The 22374-nt window shown below is 74.1% G+C and carries 19 protein-coding genes and 1 pseudogene; 14 read left to right on the top strand and 6 right to left on the bottom strand.

Features of this window, described 5'->3' with window-relative positions:
* Window positions 1–106: 106 nt before the first annotated feature.
* Both FRCN3DRAFT_RS0218525 and FRCN3DRAFT_RS45155 read right to left on the bottom strand, forming a co-directional pair.
* The gene (locus tag FRCN3DRAFT_RS0218525) at window positions 107–1264 is read right to left on the bottom strand and encodes a hypothetical protein (protein WP_007518791.1); all 1158 of its coding nucleotides are present in this window, start codon (window positions 1262–1264) and stop codon (window positions 107–109) included.
* Entirely contained in the window at window positions 1261–1884 is a 624-nt protein-coding gene (locus tag FRCN3DRAFT_RS45155; RefSeq protein ID WP_051466301.1) for a SigE family RNA polymerase sigma factor, read from the bottom strand. Before FRCN3DRAFT_RS45155 ends, FRCN3DRAFT_RS0218525 begins: the two co-directional genes overlap by 4 nt.
* A gap of 237 nt (window positions 1885–2121) precedes the next feature.
* Here FRCN3DRAFT_RS45155 and FRCN3DRAFT_RS0218515 point away from each other — a divergent pair, with 237 nt between their 5' ends.
* The 4 genes from FRCN3DRAFT_RS0218515 (at window position 2122) to lnt (ending at window position 8911) form a co-directional block, all read left to right on the top strand.
* Window positions 2122–3798: an amidohydrolase gene (locus FRCN3DRAFT_RS0218515; RefSeq protein ID WP_007518795.1), complete on the top strand. Its 1677-nt coding sequence runs from the start codon at window positions 2122–2124 to the stop codon at window positions 3796–3798.
* A gap of 157 nt (window positions 3799–3955) precedes the next feature.
* The gene (locus tag FRCN3DRAFT_RS0218510; protein ID WP_007518797.1) at window positions 3956–4534 is read left to right on the top strand and encodes a SigE family RNA polymerase sigma factor; all 579 of its coding nucleotides are present in this window, start codon (window positions 3956–3958) and stop codon (window positions 4532–4534) included.
* A complete protein-coding gene (locus FRCN3DRAFT_RS0218505) occupies window positions 4531–5805 on the top strand; it encodes a hypothetical protein (protein WP_007518798.1) in 1275 nt (424 codons plus the stop codon). Before FRCN3DRAFT_RS0218510 ends, FRCN3DRAFT_RS0218505 begins: the two co-directional genes overlap by 4 nt.
* A 235-nt stretch (window positions 5806–6040) precedes the next feature.
* Window positions 6041–8911 (top strand): apolipoprotein N-acyltransferase, encoded by a 2871-nt coding sequence (lnt, locus tag FRCN3DRAFT_RS49645; protein ID WP_106410478.1) that lies wholly within the window; start codon window positions 6041–6043, stop codon window positions 8909–8911.
* 276 nt (window positions 8912–9187) lie between these two features.
* Here the strand turns inward: lnt and FRCN3DRAFT_RS0218495 are convergent, their stop codons facing one another.
* Window positions 9188–9532, bottom strand: coding sequence for an RNA polymerase-binding protein RbpA (locus FRCN3DRAFT_RS0218495; protein ID WP_007519376.1), 345 nt, complete (start codon window positions 9530–9532; stop codon window positions 9188–9190).
* 95 nt (window positions 9533–9627) lie between these two features.
* Here FRCN3DRAFT_RS0218495 and FRCN3DRAFT_RS45145 point away from each other — a divergent pair, with 95 nt between their 5' ends.
* Window positions 9628–10074, top strand: a complete 447-nt coding sequence (locus FRCN3DRAFT_RS45145) for a hypothetical protein (protein ID WP_232794076.1) — start codon at window positions 9628–9630, stop codon at window positions 10072–10074.
* 263 nt (window positions 10075–10337) lie between these two features.
* Here FRCN3DRAFT_RS45145 and FRCN3DRAFT_RS58195 read toward each other — a convergent pair.
* Window positions 10338–10680: pseudogene (locus FRCN3DRAFT_RS58195) on the bottom strand (protein kinase domain-containing protein); the annotation flags it as partial.
* 583 nt (window positions 10681–11263) lie between these two features.
* Here FRCN3DRAFT_RS58195 and msrB point away from each other — a divergent pair.
* The 6 genes from msrB (at window position 11264) to FRCN3DRAFT_RS0218455 (ending at window position 15365) form a co-directional block, all read left to right on the top strand.
* Complete coding sequence (gene msrB, locus FRCN3DRAFT_RS0218480; RefSeq protein ID WP_007519382.1) at window positions 11264–11704, top strand: peptide-methionine (R)-S-oxide reductase MsrB; 441 nt, start codon at window positions 11264–11266, stop codon at window positions 11702–11704.
* Window positions 11705–11987: 283 nt separating this feature from the next.
* Window positions 11988–12662, top strand: coding sequence for a DUF4262 domain-containing protein (locus FRCN3DRAFT_RS49640; protein ID WP_007519383.1), 675 nt, complete (start codon window positions 11988–11990; stop codon window positions 12660–12662).
* A gap of 79 nt (window positions 12663–12741) precedes the next feature.
* The gene (locus FRCN3DRAFT_RS0218470; RefSeq protein ID WP_007519385.1) at window positions 12742–13377 is read left to right on the top strand and encodes a pyridoxamine 5'-phosphate oxidase family protein; all 636 of its coding nucleotides are present in this window, start codon (window positions 12742–12744) and stop codon (window positions 13375–13377) included.
* Window positions 13378–13559: 182 nt separating this feature from the next.
* The gene (locus tag FRCN3DRAFT_RS0218465) at window positions 13560–14402 is read left to right on the top strand and encodes an arylamine N-acetyltransferase family protein (protein ID WP_035928465.1); all 843 of its coding nucleotides are present in this window, start codon (window positions 13560–13562) and stop codon (window positions 14400–14402) included.
* Between the two features lie 115 nt (window positions 14403–14517).
* Window positions 14518–15078, top strand: a complete 561-nt coding sequence (locus FRCN3DRAFT_RS0218460) for a hypothetical protein (protein WP_007519388.1) — start codon at window positions 14518–14520, stop codon at window positions 15076–15078.
* Window positions 15078–15365, top strand: a complete 288-nt coding sequence (locus FRCN3DRAFT_RS0218455; protein WP_007519390.1) for a transcriptional regulator — start codon at window positions 15078–15080, stop codon at window positions 15363–15365. The genes FRCN3DRAFT_RS0218460 and FRCN3DRAFT_RS0218455 overlap by 1 nt, the downstream gene beginning before the upstream one ends.
* Before the next feature lie 163 nt (window positions 15366–15528).
* On the opposite strand, the gene FRCN3DRAFT_RS0218450 is transcribed toward FRCN3DRAFT_RS0218455, so the two are convergent.
* Complete coding sequence (locus FRCN3DRAFT_RS0218450) at window positions 15529–16476, bottom strand: PhzF family phenazine biosynthesis protein (RefSeq protein ID WP_198535999.1); 948 nt, start codon at window positions 16474–16476, stop codon at window positions 15529–15531.
* Window positions 16477–17454: 978 nt separating this feature from the next.
* Between FRCN3DRAFT_RS0218450 and FRCN3DRAFT_RS45135 the strand changes: the two genes are divergently transcribed.
* From FRCN3DRAFT_RS45135 to FRCN3DRAFT_RS0218435, 3 genes are all read left to right on the top strand, one after another.
* Window positions 17455–19647, top strand: coding sequence for a vitamin B12-dependent ribonucleotide reductase (locus FRCN3DRAFT_RS45135; protein WP_007519393.1), 2193 nt, complete (start codon window positions 17455–17457; stop codon window positions 19645–19647).
* 92 nt (window positions 19648–19739) lie between these two features.
* The gene (locus tag FRCN3DRAFT_RS0218440; protein ID WP_035924907.1) at window positions 19740–20132 is read left to right on the top strand and encodes an MmcQ/YjbR family DNA-binding protein; all 393 of its coding nucleotides are present in this window, start codon (window positions 19740–19742) and stop codon (window positions 20130–20132) included.
* Between the two features lie 277 nt (window positions 20133–20409).
* Window positions 20410–21246 (top strand): bifunctional 5,10-methylenetetrahydrofolate dehydrogenase/5,10-methenyltetrahydrofolate cyclohydrolase, encoded by an 837-nt coding sequence (locus FRCN3DRAFT_RS0218435; RefSeq protein ID WP_027140722.1) that lies wholly within the window; start codon window positions 20410–20412, stop codon window positions 21244–21246.
* A gap of 172 nt (window positions 21247–21418) precedes the next feature.
* Here the strand turns inward: FRCN3DRAFT_RS0218435 and FRCN3DRAFT_RS45130 are convergent.
* The coding region (locus FRCN3DRAFT_RS45130; RefSeq protein ID WP_198535998.1) for a GGDEF domain-containing protein at window positions 21419–22374 on the bottom strand (956 nt) is incomplete at its 5' end.

Genomic DNA, 22374 nt, shown 5'->3' with positions numbered 1-22374 from the left:
CCTGTGTCCGTTCTGTCGCAGTCCAGACGCGCCAGCCGCGGCCCACGATGAGCCAGGGCCTCCTGAGCCGCACACGGCGGACGAGCAGGGCGGACGGCGCGCGGTCTCAGCCGGTGCCGCACGCCGTGGACGACCAGACCCGGGCCAGGGCGTGGCAGTAGCTCACAGCTGTGATCTTCCAGCCGTCGGCGGTGTCGACGAACCGCGCCGCCTCGTCCAGCTGGCCGGTCTCCTCATCGCCGGGAGTGGTGATGACCGGCCGCCTCACCGCGGCCTCGGTGTCGTTGAGGAAAACCACGTCGGCGTCGTCGAACTCCGCTGACCGGACATTCCGCGCGCCATCCGGGTCCGCCGCGAGCGCCTTCTCCAGCGCCGGTCGCAGGCGTGCCCCGTCGGCCACAGCGGCCAGGGCCTTGGTTCCGGCCGGGCTGTCGAAGGCGGCCCGCGCCGCCGCGCGTATCTGGTCGACAGCGGCGGGCCGGTCGGCCGGCCCGGGCGGCGGGCCGACGACCGCCGCGCGCGCGATCCGCAGCACCGTGGCCTGATCCGCCCCGAGAACCTCCACCGAGGTTCGGTCGCCGCCCGGTCCGTCCACCACCCAGTACACGAGGTACCAGCCGTTCTCCGGGTAGGCGGCCAGCAGCGCGGGCCGGGGGCCCACTGTCGTGGATGTCACGACCGAGGACGGCGGGCCCGCCTCGACCGACCGGCGCAGCTCCTCCAGGCTGCGCAGCCGGTCACCGTCACCGGAGCGGGTGACCGTCACCGTCACGGTTTCGCGCGGATCCTGCGTCCCCTCCCCGGTCTCGGGCCTGGAGAACCCGGCCTGATACACCCACCACTGGCGGTACGGAAAGTCCTGCGAGGTGCGGGCATAGTCGCCGCGCTGAGAGATCACGCCGTCCGGCAGCCAGCCGAGGGACACCCCGTAGACGGTCGCCCGCACCCCCCGCGCCCCGCCCGCCGCCACCACCGACACACGGTCGTCGTCGCGCAGTACCCGGGGCAGTGCCGTCACGCCGGCGGCGACCAGTGCCACGGCCACCGCGACGGTGACCCCGGCCAGCACCCAGCGCCGCCGCGGCGCCGACCGGCCACCCCACCGATGCCGATGCCGCCCGGCGCCGGCGACGACCGCGGCGCCGGCGGTCGCCGGCAGCTGGATGCCGCGGGCGGCCGCGCCGAACCCGGCCCGCAGGTGACGCTCGAACTCGGCGACCTCCGCGGGATCGGCGCAGGCCGTCGGACTGTCCGTCCTGCTCACAGGGACACCCCCTTCATGGGCACGGGCCGCGCGGACGCGGGCTGGACGTGTCGCGCCGGCGCCGCCCCGGACGGCGGCGCGGGGGGCAGTGCCGCTCCGGCCTCCGGGCCGAGCAGCTCGCGCAGCCGGGCCAGCCCCCGGGCGGCGTGGGTCTTGACGGTGCCCGGGCCGCAACCGAGCTCCGCGGCGATCCGCGCCTCGGACAGGTCGTCGAAATAGCGCAGCACGATCACCGCCCGCTGCTTCGCGGGCAGCCGGCGCAGTGCGCCGAGCAGGTCGTGGCGGTCGGTGGCCTGGCCGGCCTCGTCCGCCGGACTGGCATGCTCGGCGCCGTCGCCGGGAACGGCCGACCAGTCGACCAGTTCCTCCCTGGCCCGGCCACGCCACCGGAACCTGCTCGTCGCGGCGTTCACCAGGGCACGGCGCAGGTAGCTCTCCGGCTCGTCGACGTCGTCCCAGCGCCGGTAGGCCCGCAGCAGGACGTCCTGCAGCAGGTCCTCCCCGGCGTACCGGTCACCGGTGAGGAACACCGCGGTGCGCAGCAGAGCCGTCCCGCGGTCGGCGACGAACAGTTCGAACGACCGGTCGTCGCGGCGCGGCCGGCCGCCACCGTCCGGCATGTGCGTCCCCTTTCGCCGTTCCATCCCTCCCTCAGACGCCGCCGAGGCCGCCGCGGTGGACACACCCGCCACTCGCCGTGGTCTCGTCCAGCGCAGCCGGCCACGGCGCGGGCCTCAACCGTCCGGTTCATGATCGGGTGGGTTCTTCGGCGTCGTAGCGCCGAAGAACCCACCCGATCATGGTTGTGCGGCGGGGTCGCCACGGCGGACGGTCCGGGCGGCGGGAGACTCGGGGGCGTGACCAGCCGACCCGCGCCGCGGACGCCGGCCCGGCCGGCGCCGACCCGGCCCTCGGCCCGCCAGGACGAGCCCGGGCGCGCCGTGCTCTACCGCGGCGGCCATGTGCACAGCCCGGCGCACCCAGCCGCGACCGCGCTGCTGACCGTCGGCGACGTCGTCACCTGGGTCGGCGCCGACCCCGACGAGATCGGCGCGCCGGGGCCCGGCAGCGGCGTCGACGCGGTCGTCGACCTCGACGGGGCGCTCGTCACCCCCGCGTTCGTCGACGCCCACATCCACGCCACCGCCACCGGGCTCGCCCTCGGCGGCCTCGCCCTCGCCGCCGCGCCCACCCTGACGGCGGCGCTCGACGCCGTCGCCGCCGCGGCCCGCGCCCAGCCGGGCGCGGCGCTACTCGGCACCGGCTGGGACGAGACCCGCTGGCCCGAGCGGCGTGCCCCCACCGCCACCGAGCTCGAGGCGGCCGCACCCGGCCGGCTCGTCTACCTCGCTCGCGTCGACGGCCACACCGCCGCCGTCTCCACCGCCCTGGCCGCGGCGTCCGGCGCCGCCGGCCTGCCCGGCTGGCTCGGCGCCGGCCTGGCCCGCGACGACGCCCACCACGCCGCCCGCGTCCACGCCTACGCCACCATCAGCCCGTCCCAGCGCGCCGGCGCCTGGCGGCGGCTGCGGACCACCGCGGCCCGCCTCGGGATCGCCGCGCTGCACGAGATGGCCGGACCCGAGGTGTCCTCCGCCGATGACCTCGCCGCCCTGCTCGCCCACGCCGCCGCCGAACCCGGCCCCGCCATCCACGGCTACTGGGCGGGTGACCCGGCCGTCCTCGCCGACCTCGACCCCGACGGGCGGCTGGCCGTCGGCCTCGGCGGGGACCTGTTCGTCGACGGGTCGCTCGGCTCGCACACCGCCGCCCTGCGCGCCCCCTACGCCGACCGCCCCGGCCACCGGCCCGGCCCGATGCTCGACGCCGCCGCCGTCCGCGACACCGTGCTCACCGCGGTCGCCGCCGGCCGCCAGCCCGGGTTCCACGCCATCGGCGACGGCGCGCTCGACGTCGTCCTCGCCGGCCTGGACGCCGCCGCCGAGACCGTCGGCCGCGGCCCGGTCGCGGCCAGCCGGCCCCGGGTCGAGCACTGTGAGCTCGCCCATCCCGACCAGATCGTCCGGCTCGCCCGCGTCGGCGCCGTCGCGGTCGTCCAGCCGGCGTTCGACGCCGCCTGGGGCGGACCGGACGGCATGTACGCCGCCCGGCTCGGCGCGGACCGGGCCGGCGCGATGAACCCGTTCGCCGCGCTCACCGCCGCCGGGGTCAGCCTCGCGCTGTCCTCCGACGCGCCCGTCACCCCGCTCGACCCGTGGGGCGCCGTCCGCGCCGCCGCCGGCCACCACACCCCGGCGGCCCGCCTCGACCCGGTCACCGCGCTGCGCGCCGCCACCCACGGCGGCTGGCACGCCGCCCGCGCCGACACCGACGGTTCCGGCACCCTCGCCCCCGGTCACCCCGCCACCCTCGCCGTCTGGCACCTCCCAGCCGGCCTGGCCGGCGCGGCCGAACCGGCGAAGCCGGCCAGGCCGCCGGTGGCCGACCTGACCGGCCCGGACCCGGTATGCGCCCGCACCGTCCTGGCCGGCGCCGTTCTGTTCGACCTGTTCGGCGCAGGCGCCGATGGCTGACCACCCCCGCGAGCCCCTCCGGGGCCGTCCCGGCGTCCCGACCACCGAACCCCCGTCCGGCGTGGATACGTTGGTCTCATGTTGTGACTCCGGTTGTCGTCCGGACCGGGCCGCCGCCGCGTCCTGAGAAGGGACCCAGCCGGCGGAAGGGGACAGGATGCCCGACGGTGGCGCGGCGCCGCGCCGCGACGACCGGTCGTTCGAGGACTACGTGGCCGACCGCGGCATGACCCTGCTGCGCACCGCCGTGTTCCTCACCGGCGACCGGCAGGCGGGCGAGGACCTGCTGCAGGACGTCCTGCTGCGCACCTACCGGCGCTGGCGGCACATCGACGACCCCGACAGCTACCTGCGCCGGTCGCTGGCGAACGCCGCCGTCAGCCGGGCCCGGCGCGGGCTGAGAACCCGGGAGAGACTCGTCGACTGGGACGACCCCGGCGTCGACGAGCCCGCCGGGACCGCCGACGAGGCCAGCCAGGTCACCGACCGCCATGACCTGCTGAGCGCGCTGCGCCAGCTCACTCCCCGCCAGCGGGCGGTGATCGTGCTGCGCTACTTCGGCGACCTGTCCGAGGCCCAGGTCGCCGCCGAGCTCGGCTGCGCGCCCAGCAGCGTCAAGACCCACAACGCCCGCGGCCTGCTGCGCCTGCGCGCCCTCCTCGGCGCCTCGGCGCCCCCCCTGACCCCGTTGCTCGCGCCGTCCCCGCACCCGTCCTCGAAGGGAGCGACCACATGAGGGCGCCCGAACCGGCCGGCCAGGCCCCCGGGCCGGCCGAGCCCGCCGGGATGGCCGGGATGGCCGGGTTCGAACACCGCCTGCGCGCCGAGTTCGACGCCGCGGCGGCCGGCATCATGCCGCCCGCGCCGACCGGCGCCGCCGTCATCACCCGCCGCCGCCACCAGCGCCGGGCCGTGACCGCCGTGATCGCCGTCGCCGCCGCCGTCGCGCTCGTCACCGGCGGCGTCACCGTCCTGACCGGCGCGACCCGCCACGCCGCCCCGGCGACCGTCCCCGCGCACACCCAGCCCGAGACCCGGGTCCGCCTGTACGGCGTGACATTCGGTTGGCTGCCCCCGGGGGTCGCCCGCTACGACGACACCGTCACCGTCCTCGGCCCGACCTCCAACCAGGCCGGCGCCAGCGTCCGGACGGGACCGACGATCCAGCAGGAGCTCGGACTCGCCCCCGTCGCCGAGGTCGACCAGGCGCTGGCCGGCGGCGACCCGCCCAGCCCCGCGACCACCTACACCGTCGCCGTGCTGCGCGTACAGCCCGATCCGGCGACCGGCACGTCCCCCGAACCGGGCATCGAGCTGAGCCGCCAGTGGGACCGCTTCGAGATGTTCTCCCGTGACTGGACGGCGACCGAGGTCTATTCCCCTGGCATACCCGCCCGGTCCACGGTGCTCATCCGCCGCAACGCCCGGCCGTCCGGCCCGTCCTCCAGCCCGTCCGGCGACATCCCACCCGTGTCCTACGCCCTGTACGTCCACGTCCCGGGCGCCCCCGCCGGAGTGATCGTCACCGGTCCGGACCCGGACACGATCGGGCGGATCGGAGTCGCCGCCACCGTCGACCCCCAGCCAGCCGTCGCGCCGGCACAACGCGCCTCGGCCCTCGCCGGGATCCGCCAGGCCGCACGCGCCGCGTTCGACGGCCCCACCGGCGCCGCGATGCTCACCGCCCTCACCGCCCCCGACCAGGCACGCCCCGCACTGACCGAGGCCCTGTCGAAGCGGGGACCGCGGATCCACGACCTGCGGCTCGTCGGGCTCGGCGAGGTGGGCGACGACCGGCTGGGCGACGACCGGCCCGACCCGCAGTTCCTCAGCCCCACCGAAGCCGAGGTGACGGCGAGAATCGACCTGCTCACCGCCGACGGTCAGCGGCACGCGGCCATACCCGTCGACCTGCGTCTCGTCCTCACCGGCGGCCGTTGGAAGGTCACGACGGCGAGCTACTGCGCCGCGCTGACCCCCGTGCTGCGCTGCCCGACCATCCCCTGAGGGGCCGGCAGCTCTGATCCGGCCCACGCGGTGCCACCCACGACCACAAGAACAAACATGTGTCACAGAACGTTACGAACACCACGGTGAGTGTTCACGAGGGCGGCCGGGTGGCGCGGGTCGCCACAGGGACAGGCGGATCCGGACAGCGGGGGAGCGGGCCGCAAGGGGCACGGGGATGGGCAGGACGGGCACTCCCGCCCACCAGATCCGTTCTGTCCAGCACACTGGGACCGTGACACCGCCGTCCGCCGCCTCCGCGCGCACCGGCCCGCCACCTCCGGTCGAGTCCCGCCCCGGCGGCCCCGCGACCAAGGGAACGGCATCCGGCGTCGCCACCGTCCCCGCCCGGCCCCGGCGGCGACGCCTCCGGCCACCCAGGGCCGCGACGCTCGCCCGCGCCGTGGCCGCGCTCGCCGCCGGGGCCGGCCTCTACCTGGCGTTCCCGCCGGTGGGTGCCTGGCCGCTCGCGCCCGTCGCCGTCGCCGCCCTCACCCTGCTGGTGCGCGGCCGGCGGCTGCCGTCCGCATACCGGATCGCCTTCCTGTTCGGCCTGGGTTTCTTCCTGCCGCTGCTGCGGTTCGTCTCGTTCGTCGGCGACGACGCCCTCTACGCCCTGGCGATCGGCGAGGCCGCGATCCTCGCCGTCGTCGGCCCCGCGACCGTGCTCGCCCTGCGGCTGCGCGCCGGCTACGCCTGGGCCGCCGTCGCCTGCGTCTGGGTCGGCCAGGAGGCGCTGCGCGGCCGCGCGCCCTTCGGTGGCTTCCCCTGGGGCCGGCTCGCGTTCAGCCAGCCCGACGGGCCCTACACCCCGCTCGCCGCCGTCGCCGGCGCCCCGGCGATGACGTTCGCCGTCGCCGCCACCGGCGCGCTGCTCGCGCTCACCCTGCACACCCTCGTCACCACCGGCCGCGCCGCGCTGGCCGCCCACCTGCGCGTCCCCGACGTCACCACGCCCCCCACGGCCGTCCCCGTCGCCGTGCCCACCCAGCGACCCGGCGACGGCGACACCGACCGCCTCCCGGCCGCCGGCCGGCACCGCCGGGCGCTCGCCCTCGGCGCCGCGCTGCCCGCCGCCGGCATCGCGGCACTCGCCGCCGCCGGCCTCGCCGTCCCGCTGCCCACCGCGCCCCAGGACGGAACCCTGCGGGTCGCCGCGATCCAGGGCGACGTCCCCGAACCCGGCGGCCTCGACGCCCTCGGCGAGAAGTTCCAGGTCACCCGCAACCACGTCGACGAGACGCTGCGCCTCGCCGCCGACGTCGCCGCCGGTCGCACCCCCCGGCCGGACCTGGTCGTCTGGCCGGAGAACTCCTCCGACGTCGACCCGTTCGTCGACCGCCGCGCCGCGGCGCTGCTCGACGAGGCCGCCCGCGCGATCGGCGTCCCGGTCATGCTCGGCGCCGTCCTCGACGGCCCCGGCGCCGGCCACGTCCGCAACGCAGGCCTCGTCTGGACCGCCGACGGCTGGGCCGGCCAGCTCTACGTCAAGCACAACCCCGTCCCGTTCGCCGAGTACCTCCCCGGCCGGGCCATCCTGCAGAAGGTCATCACCCGGTTCGCGACCGAGATGCCCAGCGACTTCGTCCACGGCACCGGCCCCGCCGTGCTGCCCGCCGCCGGCACCACCATCGGCGACGTCATCTGCTTCGAGGTCGCCTACGACGGCAACGTCCGCGCCTCCGTCGACCAGGGCGCCCGCCTGATCGTCGTCCAGACGAACAACGCGTCCTTCGGCCGCAAGGGCGAAAGCCAGCAGCAGCTCGCGATGACCCGGATCCGTGCCGTCGAACACGGCCGGGCCACCATCCAGGTCTCCACCAGCGGACAAAGCGCCATCATCACCCCCGACGGCACCGTGCTCGCCCAGACTGGCCTGTACGAACCCGGGATACTCTCCGCCGAGCTGCCACTGCGCACCGGCCGCACTCTGGCCGACCGGGTCGGGGCCATCCCGGAGGCGGTCGCGACCGCCCTGGCGGCGGCGGCCATTATGACTGGGATCGCTACCGGGCGCCGGCGCCCACGGCCCGCCGGCCAAATCCCTTCCGGCGCAGGGCACCCCGGCCCCGGCGCCACCCCGCGGGACACCCCCGCCCCGCGGGCAGGCCACCGGCCCGACGGCCGTGGACCAGAAAGGAGCGGCGTGGACGCCCACCGGGTAGTCGTCTGCGTGCCGACGTACAACGAACGGGAGAACCTGACCCGCACCGCGCTGCGGCTCCGCGAGGCGAACCCGACCGTCGACCTGCTCGTCATCGACGACAACAGCCCCGACGGCACCGGCCAGATCGCCGACGAGCTCGCCCGCGAGGACGCGCAGATCCACGTCCTGCACCGCGCCGGCAAGTCCGGTCTCGGCTCCGCCTACGTCGCCGGTTTCTCCTGGGCGCTGCGCCACGGCTACGACGTCATCGTCGAGATGGACGCCGACGGCTCCCACCAGCCCGAGGAGCTGCCCCGCCTGCTGGCCCGGCTGAACACCGCCGACCTGGTCATCGGCTCCCGATGGGTCCGCGGCGGACAGGTCCGCAACTGGCCACGCAGCCGGCTCGTCCTGTCCCGCGGCGCGAACCTCTACGTCCGCGCCGCTCTCGGTATCCCGACGCGTGACGCCACCGCCGGCTACCGGGCCTACCGGGCCGAGGTGCTGCGGGCCCGTGACCTCGACGCGATCCAGTCGCAGGGCTACTGCTTCCAGGTCGACCTCGCCTGGACCGCCTGGCGCGGCGGTTTCCGCGTCGCCGAGGTGCCCATCACCTTCGTCGAACGCGAACGCGGCGCGTCCAAGATGAGCCGTTCGATCATCATCGAGGCGTTCTGGCGCACCGCGCTGTGGGCGCTCGTCTCCGGCCGCCGCGGCCCGGCGCCCCGCCCGGTACCCGCCACACCGGTCAGCGTCCCCGCGCCCGCCACCGAGCCGGCGCTCGTCGCGGCGACCGCCGCCACCCCGCCCACGCAGCCGACCAAGCCCACGATCGCCACGGGCGGCATCGCGATCAACGGTTCGGCCGCCAGCCCGGCGCCAGCCTCGGCCGCCACCGGCGGCGCCACGACGAACGCGGCGACACTGCCCGCTCGGGACGATCCCAGCCTGGCGCCCTGACCGGGCCGCGCCCCGCGGACAGCGGGCGGACCCGTCGCACCGGACAGCAAAAGGGGCGTGGCCTCAGCGCCACGCCCCTTGCTGCCGCGGCCGCCGCGTCGCGTCCGCTACTACCTGATGCACACTTACGTACTTACTCGCTCGCTCCGCTGACCCCTGCACAGGGCCGTGCCCGACGAAGAAGCCCCGAGGGTCACCCCCCGGGGCAGTCAGCTGGCCCGACCCGCCGGGCAGCCACCCCAAGGGATGGCCGACCACGGACGGCCTCGCTACCCGTCAGCTGGCCTGGCGGCTGTCCCCACGCAGGACGGCCAGCCGCTCCGCCAGGACCTCCTCCAGATCCGCCGTCGTCCGGCGCTCCATCAGCATGTCCCAGTGGGTACGCGGCGGCTTGGCCTTCTTCGGCTCCGGCCGCTCCCCGTCGACGATCACCGACGCCTCGCCGCACACCCGGCACTCCCAGACCGAGGGCACCTCGGCCTCGGCCGCGAACGGCATGGTGAACTGGTGGCCGTTCGGACAGTCGTACGAAGCTGTCTGGCGCGGAGCAAGCTCCGTGCTGCGGTCGGTCTCGTAGGACACCGCGCCGAGACGGCTGCCCCGCAGAACGCGCTCGCCCATAGAACCCCTCCGAGCGTTGATTACCGGTGTCTCACTTCTCCGAACGTCGGAGCCAGCCGAGACGTTCCCACAACGGAAGGGTCGGTAACGAGACCGTGGCCACACTGCGTGTTCGCACGCTCACATCGATTGCACCGCAAGCCGGCAGCAGGACGCATCTCGGCCTACTCGCCCTCGGCCGCTGCGCCATCGGCGCCGCCGCGCTCACCCGCCCCGTCACCGCCCTGCGCGCCACCGGCGTCGACCGGGTGACCGCCGAGAGCACCGCCTGGGCCGCCCGCCTCCTCGGCGGCCGCGACCTCGCCCTCGGCGGCGGCCTCCTGCACGCCCTCGCCCGCCGCCACCCCACCAGCGGCTGGGTCTGGGCCGGCGCCCTGTCCGACACCGTCGACGCCGTCGTGCTGACCACCGCCGCCGCCCGCCGCCAGGTCTCCCCGGCCGCCGGCGCCCTCGCCGCCCTGCTCGGCGCCGGCGCCGTCGCCTGGGCCGCACCCGCCCTCACCGCCACCCCGGACGAGCCAGCCACAGCGGTCATCGACTAGCCCCACCGGGCTCACGGCTGGCCCGGCAGTGCCCCCGCGCCCTGGCTTGGCCATGGGCTTGATCGTCGGTCGTGTACCGGAATCCGAACGAGCGCGAGCTCGGAACTCGGATCGAGGTACACATGTGGCGATCTTCGTGCCAGTCACCAGGGGAACGTCACTGTGATCGGCACCAGGCACGCGGCACCGGCGCTCGTCGGACGTCGGACGTCGGACTAGGGAACCCCCCACAGCCACACCGTGCCGTTCTCCTCCCCGGTCGCGACGACGTTCCCTGGCTTCAGATCACGGTGGATCACCCCGGCCGCATGGATCGCCGTCAGCGCCGACGCGACCGCGAGCCGCTTGTGAGCTCCGCCGGCGGCAACGGCCCGTCCGTGCGCACGGCGGCGAACAGCGTCGGCCCGTCGATGAACTCCGTCACCAGATACGGCCGACACCCCGCAGAGCTGACGTCGATCACCTCGGCCGTGCGGAACCTGGCCACCCGCTGCGCCGACCGCGCCTCCGCAGGAACCGCTCCCGGAACTCGGGGATACGCGCCAGATCCGGCCGGATCACCTTCAACGCCACCAGCGGACCCACGCCGTCCAGCGCACCGCCCACGCCGGCGGCCTCGCCGGAACCGTCGGCGGCCCGGCGGCGTGCCAGCTACACGCTGCCCATGCCGCCGTCACCCAATCGGCCCAGCAGGTCATACGGACCCACCGACCTCGGGTCGTCCTCGTCCAACGGCAGGCCCGACACCACCGGCGAACCTCAACCCCCCGGGCCGCGAACGGCCCCGCCCTCGCGAACCGCCCACACGGCCACATCCGCACTTGATCACAAGAAGACCGACACCGGCCGTCCTGCGTGCTACCACTGACCTTCACCACCGACCCGGCGCCCTCACGAGGACCCAACCGCCCCCGACCCGGATCCGCGTCGGCGACGCCACACCACGGGAATGCCAGTAATGGCGGGACCGCTGCACCATGTGACGGTCGACGACCACGCCAGACACGCACTGGAGCAGTCCCGCCAGGACATCCGCGACCGTCAGCTACCGCCCGCCAGCCAAGGCCAGAAGATGGAGAAGCCGCGACGACGGCGCACCGCGCCGACACCCCGCGGGTACCCACAAACGGCAGGGCCACGGCAACCCGTCCCGACGACCGACGCGACGTCGTCCACCGACAGGAGCACCATGACCGACAGCCAGAGCAGCACCCCGCGCGCCGCCGACGAGAAGGTCGTACGCGACGACACCGAGTGGCGCGCCCTGCTCGACCCGTCCCGCTACGCCATCCTGCGCCAGGCCGCCACCGAGCGGCCCTTCACCGGCGCCTACACCTACTCCAAGGACACCGGCACCTACCTGTGCGGCGGCTGCGGCAACCCGCTGTTCACCTCCGACACCAAGTACGACTCCGGCTGCGGCTGGCCCAGCTTCTACCAGCCGATCACCGAGGGCGCCGTCGAGTACATCGAAGACCGCACCCACGGCATGCTGCGCACCGAGGTCCGCTGCGGCCGCTGCGGCTCCCACCTCGGCCACGTCTTCGACGACGGCCCAGCCCCCACCGGCCAGCGCTACTGCATGAACAGCCTCGCGCTCGACCTCGACACCACGACCAACACCACCTGAGCCCAGCCGCCCAACCACAGCAGCCCCTACACCAGCCTCGGCCCGGCGTCGCGCCCTTCGCCACCAGCACCCGGATCTGTGGACGGCCCGCCGGCATCCACAGCGGGGCTCGCCGGCACCGGCCCACCTCCACGCCAGTCCGTAGCGTGACCCACCGGAGGACCACACAGGCGCACCGACCCATCACCCGGCTCCCAGGACCCCGGAGCCGCGACCCGCCAGCCCGGCAACCCCGCCCGGCCGGCAACGCAGGGGGCGTTCCACCGCACAGCGGGAGACGCCAATGAGCAAGCACCGCGGCCCCCGGACCCGGCCGCGCAGCACCCTCACCATCACCCACGCCACCACCGGCCACACCCACGCCGCCAGAACCCACAACGCCACCCCGGCCGTCGGCCCCAACCGGCTCATCAACACCGAACACGAACTGGACCGCCTCTGCGACCAGTTCGAGCAGCGCTACACCGCCGTCCTGGACGCCACCATCGCCGAACACGGCTGGGCCCTCCAAGGAGTCGGCGACGACCCGTGCCTGCCGCGCCACGTCTACACCATTGGCCTGACCGGCTACGACCATCCCGAACTCGTCGTCGTGGGCCTGCGCACCCACCCCGCCGCGCACCTGCTCAACACCCTCGGCGAACAGGTCCGCGCCGGCACCCGCCTCACCGGCCGCCGCCAGTGCGCCGACTTCCCCGGCTGGCCACGCCTCGCCCTCCTCGACGTCGACCCGGGAGCCTCCGCCGACCTCCTCACGTTCGCCAACCGCCGCTACCAGCCCCCCGACGGCCCACCCGTCGACGCCCTGCAGATCGTGTGGTGCGACGCCACCGGCCAGTTCCCCTGGGAACCCGGCTGGGTCCTGCCCCACGACACCCAGCCAATCCTGTACTACCCCCTCGATCCCTTCGCCGCCCTCGACGACGAGGACGAGGACCGTCACCCCGCCACCGGCTGACCACCCTCGACCCCAGCGAACCGGTCTCCCGGACAAGGCGGCCCATCCCGCCGGGGGACCGGTCCCTACAGTGGCCGCCATGCCACGGACCGAGGCGACCCGCCTGCCCGAGCTGATGTCCCACGACCGCGCCGACCTCGACCGGCTGCTCGCCTCCACCGTCGTCGGCCACGTCGGGTTCATCGACGACGGCCACCCCGTCGTCCTACCCACCGCGGTCGTCTACTGGGACGACCAGATCGTCATCCACGGCTCGACGGGCTCCCGCTGGCTGCGCGCGATCGCCGCCGGCTGCCCCGTGTCGGTCTCCATCGCCGCCATCAACGGCGTGCTCATCGCCCGCTCCGCCTTCGAGTCGGCGCTCCTCTACCGCGGCGCCGTCCTGTTCGGCGCCTTCACACCCCTCACCGGCACCGACAAGGAAACCGCCCTCGACGTGCTCACCGACCGGATCATCCCCGGCCGCGTCGCCGAGCTACGCCGCCCCACCGCCAAAGAACTCGCCGCCACGCTGCTGCTCGCCATGCCGATCCGGCAGTGGTCGATGCGCATCCTCGACGACTGGCCCGACGACCCCGCCGACGACGTCACCGGACCCGCCTGGGCCGGCCAGGTCCGCTTCGGCGCGCCACCCCTCACCGTCCTCGACGCCCCCGACCTGCGCCCCGGCATCCCCGCACCCAGCTCCGCCATCGCCATCACCGGCATCCACTGACCCCCGGACCAGCAGACCACCAGCTCGCCGCGACCACCCAACGGCTCCGTATCCCCAAGCGGCTCCGCACCGGAACCCCGCCCGAGGTATCCCGCACATCGACGGGGGAGCGGCAGACCCGCCGGGGGACTATCGAACCGCCACACACCCGGATGTACGACCATCTCGCCGAAGGGGACACAGTGACCGACGACCCCTGGCACACCGAACGCCTCGACCTCGACGCCTACCTCACCCGCATAGGCGTCCCAGCCAGGCCACCGGCACGCGCCGCCCTCGACGAACTCCACGAGGCCCACGTCCGTACCTTCACGTTCGACAACATCGACGTGCTCCTCGACCAGCACCCCGGCATCGACCTCGACGCCGTCCAGGACAAGTTCGTCCGCCGAGGCCGCGGCGGCTACTGCTTCGAACACGCCACCCTGCTCGCCGCCGCCCTGGACCGCCTCGGCTACCACGTCGAGCGCCGCCTCGGCCGCGTCGGCGACCCCACCGCGCCCCGCACCCACTGCGTCCTCGTCATCCACGACCTCAACGACACACCACTGCTCGCCGACCCGGGCTTCGGACTGAGCCTGCTGCGCCCACTCCCACTCACCGACGGCGCCACCGACGACGACCACGCCGGCCTCGCCTACCAGCTCCGCCAGGTACCCATCGGCGACGGCCACGGCTGGGCACTGCACCGCTGGCGCGACGGCGACTGGGAACTCATGCACACCCACGACGAGCTCCCCGTCCACCCCACCGACCTACAGATCGGCCACCACTACACCAGCACCCACCCCACCAGCCACTTCCGCCACGGCCTCATGCTCACCCGACACGGCGACGGCCAGCACACCGCCATCACCCACAGCACCATCACCGTCCGCCGCCCCGGCCAGCCCACCGAACACCGCGACATCGACACCGCCGAGCTACGCGACCTACTCCGCCACCCCGCTGTCCCCCTCACCGACGACGAGGAACAGCGCCTCCTCGACCGCATCGCCGAACTGCGCGCCGCATCCCGCCCCTGACAGTCCGCAGACCGCCACAGACCGCCCGCTGGCCCAGGCTGACCGAAGCCGAAACTCCAGAACCCGGACCTGTGTCCCACCTCCAGGTCCCGACCCACGCCAGCTACTTGCAATCTTGGAAAGCACTTCTGCGCCCGACCCCGGCGAGGCCTCGGCGGCACTGGACGAGGCACTGCGGTCCCAGGCCAGGCTCACCGCCAACCTCCGACTCCCCAGCTGGTTCTTCGGATCCATCGCAGTGGCCATCGCCGGCCAGATCCTCACCACCGCGACCGGCCTCGTCATCGACTCCACACAGGCCCGAGCCGCCCTCGCAGCCGGGCTCCTGCTCTTCGCCCTCGTCGCCACAACCCAGGTCGCCCGGTTCCGCCGCACCAACGGCGTCTGGATACACGGCCTCGTCAGCCGCGTCGTCCTCGGCAGCGCCACCACCACGTCACTGATCTACGCAGCCGCCCTGGCAGGCTCGCTCTGGGCCGGCTACGCCGGCCACTGGTGGCTCAGCGCCGTGTGCGCCGCCGCCGGAGGCGCCGGCTACGCCGCCAGCGGGACACACTGGCTACGCCTCTACAGGACAGACCCGCAAACCAACACCCGGGCCGAGTCGCTGCGCTGGGCCGTCGCCGCGATCATCCTCGCGGTCACCGGGCTGCTTCTCCTCATCCTGGGAAGCTGATGCTCGGCCTCGACCCCCACCTACAGGCACCCGCACGCCTCAAACTCATGAGCCTGCTCGCCGCCGTATCCGAAATGGAGTTCTCCACCCTCCGCGACGAACTCGACGTCAGCGACTCCGTCCTGTCCAAGCACGTCACCGCACTCGTCCACGCCGACTACGCCCGCAGCCGAAAGGGCATCCACCTCGGCCGGCGCACAACCTGGATCTCCACCACACACACGGGCCGGGCCGCCCTCGGCGAACACGTCACCGCCCTGCGCGCCATCATCGCCGGCATCGACTGAGCCCCCGCCGACCCCGCGCCCCGCCGGAAGTGGGCGACCGTGCGGCATCCAGGCCGGGAACCCCACCCCCCGACCGTCGCCGCACCCGACGGGAGACCAAGACCCACCGGCGCCAGGGCCACGCCAACGGGGGAGCCAGTGCCGCCGTAGTCAGGTGGCCGCACTACCCACCCAACGCCACAGCAGGGCCTGAGACCGACACACCCCCGTCCACCGGAATGTCCACGGCCAGGACACCCGGACGGCCCAGGTCCTGGCCCTGATGGACCGTCACCCTCGCCGGCGGGGACACCAACCCCAACGCACGCAGATAGCCACCCAACGCCGCCGCCGCGGCACCCGTCGCCGGGTCCTCGACAACCCCACCCGGCGGGAACGGGTCACGGGCATGAAACGTCACCTCGTCCGCCCGCCACACAAGCTGCACCGTCGTCCAGCCCTCCACCGCCATCAGCTCCGCCAACCGGTCGAAGTCGTAGTCCAACGCCGCCAGCCGCCCCCGCGAACCCGCCGCAACGATCGGATGGAACGCCCCCGCATAACCGACCCGCGGTGGCAGTGCCGGATCGAGATCCTCCGGCGCCCAGCCCAACGCCGCCAGCAGCTCCGCCAACGACCCGGCCGACACCGGCGCCACCCGCGGCGGCACGCTCGTCAACGTCGCGACCACCCCCGCGTCCGTCACGGCCGTACCGACCTGCACCAGCCCCGCCGCCGTGTCGAAGACCAACCCACCCGTTCCGTGCCGATCCGCGTAGGCCACCGCCGACGCGATCGTCGCGTGCCCGCAGAACGGCACCTCCGCCTGCGGGCTGAAATACCGCACGTCGAACCGGCCGCCGCCCCGCCCGACCAGGAACGCCGTCTCCGAATAGCCGACCTCCGCCGCGATCCGCAGCATCTCCGCGTCGGACAACCCGACCGCGTCCAACACCACCCCCGCCGGATTCCCACCCTCCGGCGACGACGTGAATGCCGCGTACCGCAACACCTCGACGCCCGCGACGCCCGCCACCAGTACCAACTCCCATCCGCTCACGAGCTCCAACGACCAGATCCGGCCACCGCGCACGTCACCGAACACCACGCCGACGCCCGAACACGGTGCCACCAGTCGCACCCCGACAACAGCCAGCCAGCACCACTTCTCATCCCCGAACCCACCCCGAGCCGCATTCCGGTGCCCCCACAGTCCCGCGCCAGCGGCGACCACGGGTGAGAGCCCGAGCCGTCGGCGCGCCGCCAGACCGCCAGACCGACGCCCGTTCCCAACCGCGGAAAAAACCCCACGCCACCAGCGGTTTCGCCACTCTCCCCCAAGCGCCGATAAGGAACATTATGTCAAGTACAGGGGAGTAGAGCCGGACCCTCGCCACCCCGCCAGACAGACCGCCCGCGAGCAGCCCGCCCCGCAGGCCGTCCTCGAAACAGACCGGTCACGCAGCCCGACCACCAGAAGATGATCCAGAACCAGAAGATGATCAAGCCGCTCCCCCGGTCGATGCGGATTTCTTGATCACCAAGATCAAGTGCGCCGATGCCTGCTCGTCAACAGTGTTGATTATCTTGTCGGGGGACGCCGCCACGCTTGCCCGGGTCCGGAATCCCGGCGCGGCCACCGGTGACGACCGCACCTCGTTTCGATGTCGCGTCGTTTCGATGTTTCGATCCGCCGTATGCGGCCGGCCTGACACCGGCCGATGTCGCCGACGTACGGGGGGAGGGAAACACCCAGCAGTTACCGACCGTCAATACCGGCGTAACCGAATTCCGGACGGCCGACCGGTGAAGAAACCCACTGACGGCCGGGTTGGCCTCCCCGCGGCGGCTGGGCGGCGACCATCCGGACGCGGCGAATCCGGTCCCCCGGACAGTCACCCGCGGGGCGCACGAGGAAACGTGAGGAAACGCCTGCCCGAGAACTCGAGAATTCTCCCGGACGCCCGGCCGCGCCCGCCTACTCTGATGGAGGTACGGCGAGCCTGGGAGCGGCTCCTCCCGATGGCCGCCCCACCGGCGCCGACAGAGGCTGGCTTCCCGTCGCCGCCCGGCCCCGAACGGACGCTCCGGACGCTCTCGAGGAGTCAGCATGGTCGAACCCGCCACGGACGAGTTCCCCGGCGTCGACGGCCTTGACGGCCTTGACGGCCTTCCCCGGCAGGCCAGGCGGACCCCGCGAAACCCTCAGGAAACCGAGCCCAGAACGGGCCGCGGAATACAGGTATCCCGCCGCCACACGACCCCGGACGCGCATCCCTACGACGAGGTGACCTGGGAGCAGCGGGACGTGGTTCTGACCGGCCGGGACGGCACGGCCTATTTCGTCGAGCGCGGCGTGGAGTTCCCGGACTTCTGGTCCACACACGCCTCCGACATCGCGACCAGCCGGTACTTCCGGGGCGTCCCCGGCACCCCCGGCCGCGAGCGGTCGCTGCGCCAGCTCGTCGACCGGGTGGTCGGCGCTCACACCGCAGCGGGACGGTCCGCCGGCTACTTCGCCTCCGACGAGGACGCGCTGGCGTTCGAGCACGAGCTGACCTGGCTGCTCGTGCACCAGGTCTTCAGCTTCAACAGCCCGGTCTGGTTCAACGTCGGCACGCCGGCTCCCCAGCAGGTGGCGTCCTGCTTCATCCTCTCGGTCGACGACTCCCTCGAATCGATCATGGACTGGTACCGGGCGGAGACGCTGCTGTTCCGCGGCGGCGCCGGGGTCGGAGTGAACGTGTCCCGGCTGCGGTCGTCACGGGAGCTGCTGTCCTCGGGCCGCCCCGCGGCGGGCCCGGTGAGCTTCGTGCGCGGCGCGGACGCCACCGCCGGCGCCATCCGGACCGGCAACGCCACCCGGCCCGCGGCGAAGATGGTCGTCCTGGACGTCGACCATCCCGACATCGTCGACTTCGTCGAGTGCAAGGCCCGCGAGGAGACCAAGATCCGGGTACTTCGGGACGCCGGGTTCGACCTGGGCGTGGGCGGGCGCGACCTGGGCTCGGTCCAGTTCCAGAACGCCAACAACTCCGTGCGGGTCAGCGACGCGTTCATGCGGGCCGTCCTCGACGACGCCCCGTTCGCGTTGCGGGCGCGCCGGGACGGCCGGACCGTCGAGACGGTGCGCGCCCGTGAGCTGTTCCGGGCGATCGCGCGGGCGGCCTGGGAGTGCGCCGACCCAGGGCTGCACTACGCCGACACGATCGACGGCTGGCACACCTGCCCGCAGTCCGGGCCGATCTCGGCGAGCAACTCGTGCAGCGAGTACATGCACCTGGACGACTCGGCCGCCACGCTCGCGTCGCTGAACCTGATGCGCTTCCTGCGAGCCGACGGCGGCTTCGACGTCGACGGGTTCGTCGCCGCCGTCGAGCTCGTCCTGCTGGCGCTGGACATCGCCGTCGGATTCGGCGAGCTCCCGACACCGCGGATCACCCAGGTGACCCGTGACCATCGGCAGGTGGGCGTCGGGTACGCCAACCTCGGCGCGCTGCTGATGGCGATGGGGTACGCCTACGACTCGACGGAGGGCCGGGCAACGGCGGCGGCCGTCACCTCGCTGATGACGGCGGTCGCCTACCGGCGCTCCGCGCAGCTCGCCGCCGCGCTCGGCGCGTACGAGGGCTTCGCCCGCAACGCGGCCGCACACCGCCACGTCGTCGGCCGCCACGCCGAGGCCAGCGCCCAGGCCTGTCCCGCGGGTCCGGCCGACGCCGCGATCCTGGACGTGGCGGCCGCCGAGTGGGAGCGGGCCCGGGCGCTCGGCGCGCGCCACGGCTGGCGCAACGCCCATGTCAGCCTGATCGCGCCCACCGGGACGATCGGCCTGGTCATGGACTGCGACACGATGGGCATCGAACCCGATCTCGCCCTGGTCAAGACCAAGAACAGCGCGACCGGTTCCGTCATGCGCCTCGTGAACCGGACCGTGGCCCGGGCGCTGCGGGCGCTCGGGCACGGCGAGACGGCCGTCGCCGCGATCGTCGCGCACGTCGCCGAGCACGGCCATGTCGCCGGCGCCCCCGGCCTCGCGCCCGAGCACCTGACCGTGTTCGACTGCGCGGTCGGCGCGCGGTCGATCGCACCGTTGGGACATGTGCGGATGATGGCGGCCGTCCAGCCGTTCCTGTCCGGGGCGATCTCGAAGACGGTGAACCTGCCCGCGTCGGCGACGGTGGACGACGTCGAGCGGATCTACCTGGAAGGCTGGCGGCTGGGGCTGAAGGCGCTCGCGGTCTACCGGGACGGCTGCAAGGTCGGCCAGCCCCTGTCCGCCTCGACCTCGACGACGGGCTGACGGCCCGGGGCGCCAGCCCGCGGTGGACGGTCACCGCGCGGGCGCCGCCGCATGCCGGGCGAACTGTCGGTGGCCTGTGGCACATTGCGGACATGCCGGAGCGCCCACCCGTACCGCGCGAGATGGTCAGCCGCCTTGGCGCCCTGCTGACCGGGTTCCCCGACTGCGTCGAGGAGGACGCCTGGACCGGCGTGCGCTGGCGCGTCGGGCAGGCCACGGTGGCACACGTGTTCGGCGGGGAGGACCAGCTCCTCAGGATCGTCTTCCGGGCCGAGCTCGGCGAGGTGATGGCGTTCGAGCGCCTCGGCGCGCCGTACTTCAAGGCGTCGTGGGGCGAGAACGTGGTCGGCCTGCTCCTGGATGACCACACTGACTGGGAAGAGCTGAGCGAGCTCCTCACCGACTCCTACTGCCTCCAGGCACCGTCCCAGCTCGCCGAACGGGTGCCACGCCCGGACCTGACCGGCCAGCTCGACGGCGCCTAGGCTTCGCACTCCGGAGGCCGAATCCCCTCCCCCTGGATAGATCAACTACGTCTGACCAGATCAACTACGTCGCGGCCGGAGCGTCAACACCGTTGACTATCTTGTGAGTCTCCGGCCCAGCGACGGCGCGGCGGCGCTCAGCGGGTGCTCGGGGCGACGACGGTGCTGCCGGCCCGTTTCGCCGACCATGACCGACTCTGGCTGGCCATGCCCTCGGATCGCGCCGGTCTGGATCAGATCTCGGCCGGGAGCGTGGGCATGTTGTTACCGTGCCGGCATGAGGCTTCTGGACGGACGGGCGATGGCGGCCGAGATCGGCCGGGGCGTCGTCGACGAGGTGGCGCACCTGGCCGGGACAGGAGTGACACCGACGCTGGCGGTGGTGGTGCCGGGCGACGACCCGGCGGCCCTGTCCTACGTCCGCGTTCTCGAGCGCACCGCCGGCCGAGTGGGCGTCGCCTTCCAGCGCCACCAGCTGACCGACGATCCGGCGGAGCTGGTCGCGACGCTGGACCGGCTCGCCGCCGACCCGTCCGTGCACGGCATCGTCGCGCAGACGCCGCTGCCGGCCGGGCTGACCGCGGGCGAGGTGGGCGACCGCATCCCACCGGGCAAGGACGTCGACGGGATGAACCCGGTCAGCCTCGGCCGCCTCGCGCTCGGGCTGGCGGCGTTTGCCCCGGCGACGGCCGCGGCGGTGGTCGAGGTGCTGCGCCGAGGCGAGGTGGTGATGGCCGGCGCGCGGGCCTGCGTGATCGGGCGCAGCGCGGTCGTCGGGAAGCCCGCCGCGCTGTTGCTGCTCGCCGAGAACGCCACGGTGACCGTCTGCCACTCGCGGACGACGGAGCTGGCGACGGTCGCGCACGAGGCGGACATCGTGGTCGCCGCCGTCGGCCGGCCGAAGCTGGTCGGCGCGGGTTTCGTCCGCCCGGGCGCCGCGGTCATCGACGTCGGCACGAACGTCACCGACACCGGCCTGGTCGGCGACGTCGACGCGGACGCGATCGCCGGCGTCGCCGGCGTCCTCACCCCTGTTCCGGGCGGTGTCGGACCGGTCACGACGATGATCCTTCTTCGCCACACCGTCCAGGCGGCCCTGCACGCCGCTCGCTGACCGTCCGGCGCACTCCCCCGTCTCCGATCCCCCATCGACCCCGAAGATCATCGTCGTCGACGCGAGGCTGTCAACACCGTGGACAACACCGTTTCATCGTGACGCGATGCCCCGGCCGCCCGCGGTGGTTATGGGCGGTCCCGGCGGCCAGCTCGTGGCGGGAGGCTGTCCCCTAGTCGGCCTGGGTGACCTGGGTGGGGACGGAGCAGGCGCCGTCCTGGACCGGCGGCCCGTCCACGGCGGCCTGCGCGGCGGGCACCGTGGCGCCCGCCGGGTCGGCGAGGGCGAGGTGGACACGGTCGCGGCCGGCGGCCTTGGCGCGGTACAGGGCGGCGTCGGCGCGCCCAAGCGCGGAGGCAAGGCCGGCCCCCGGCTCGCAGGCCGCCGCGCCGACCGAAACGGTGACACCCACCGCCTCCCCGTCACCGTCGTCGCCCACGCCGGGACCGAGAGGGGACGGGGCGTCGAGCGGGCAGCGGACGGCGGCGACCTGGCGGCGGATCCGCTCGGCGACGTCGGCGGCGGTGGGCAGGTCGACGTCCGTGAGCAGCACGACGAACTCCTCGCCGCCGAACCGGCCGACCAGGTCCCACGGCCGGGTCGCCGCCCGCAGCGCGTCGGCCACGGCGACCAGCACCGTGTCACCGAACAGGTGACCGTGGCGGTCGTTGACCCGTTTGAAGTGGTCGATGTCGACGAGCAGCACCGACAGCGGCCGGCCGGCACGCAGGCTCCTGGCAAGCTCGGCCTCGGCGACCTCGCGCCACCACACCGCGTTGGCGAGCCCGGTCTTCGGGTCGGTGCGGGCGGCGGCCAGCAGCTCGTCGGGCGGGAGGCTGCTGGCGAGCAACAGCGCGGGTGGGACCGCGGCGAGCATGAGCAGCGGGTTCGCCGCCCACAGCGCGGCGATCGCCACCCCGGAACACAGCTCGGCGACCGCCATGCCCACGGCGGGCCGGCGCGCACCGGGCCAGTGCCCACCCAGGCCCATCCCGTCGGCGGGTGCCGGCCCGCGCCACCAGCCCAGCCAGGGCGTGCCCGCGCTCCAGGCCTCCCCGCGGAGCCCGTCCCCGGCCGGCACCGGCGCGCCACCCTGGCTGGGGACCCGGCTGGCGGCCAGCTCCCGTC

Origin of the sequence: Pseudofrankia saprophytica, assembly GCF_000235425.2 — a bacterium.
Classification (GTDB): Bacteria; Actinomycetota; Actinomycetes; order Frankiales; family Frankiaceae; genus Pseudofrankia; species Pseudofrankia saprophytica.
This window is presented reverse-complemented; position numbering and strand designations above follow the sequence as displayed.

Coding starts and splice junctions, on each gene's coding strand:
- msrB (WP_007519382.1), top strand. CDS start 11,264: ATGACCGACAGCCAGAGCAGCACCCCGCGCGCCGCCGACGAGAAGGTC.
- FRCN3DRAFT_RS49640 (WP_007519383.1), top strand. CDS start 11,988: ATGAGCAAGCACCGCGGCCCCCGGACCCGGCCGCGCAGCACCCTCACC.
- FRCN3DRAFT_RS0218470 (WP_007519385.1), top strand. CDS start 12,742: ATGCCACGGACCGAGGCGACCCGCCTGCCCGAGCTGATGTCCCACGAC.
- FRCN3DRAFT_RS0218435 (WP_027140722.1), top strand. CDS start 20,410: ATGAGGCTTCTGGACGGACGGGCGATGGCGGCCGAGATCGGCCGGGGC.
- FRCN3DRAFT_RS0218495 (WP_007519376.1), bottom strand. CDS start 9,532: ATGGGCGAGCGCGTTCTGCGGGGCAGCCGTCTCGGCGCGGTGTCCTAC.
- FRCN3DRAFT_RS0218510 (WP_007518797.1), top strand. CDS start 3,956: ATGCCCGACGGTGGCGCGGCGCCGCGCCGCGACGACCGGTCGTTCGAG.
- FRCN3DRAFT_RS0218505 (WP_007518798.1), top strand. CDS start 4,531: ATGAGGGCGCCCGAACCGGCCGGCCAGGCCCCCGGGCCGGCCGAGCCC.
- FRCN3DRAFT_RS45135 (WP_007519393.1), top strand. CDS start 17,455: ATGGTCGAACCCGCCACGGACGAGTTCCCCGGCGTCGACGGCCTTGAC.
- FRCN3DRAFT_RS0218440 (WP_035924907.1), top strand. CDS start 19,740: ATGCCGGAGCGCCCACCCGTACCGCGCGAGATGGTCAGCCGCCTTGGC.
- FRCN3DRAFT_RS45155 (WP_051466301.1), bottom strand. CDS start 1,884: ATGCCGGACGGTGGCGGCCGGCCGCGCCGCGACGACCGGTCGTTCGAA.
- FRCN3DRAFT_RS0218455 (WP_007519390.1), top strand. CDS start 15,078: ATGCTCGGCCTCGACCCCCACCTACAGGCACCCGCACGCCTCAAACTC.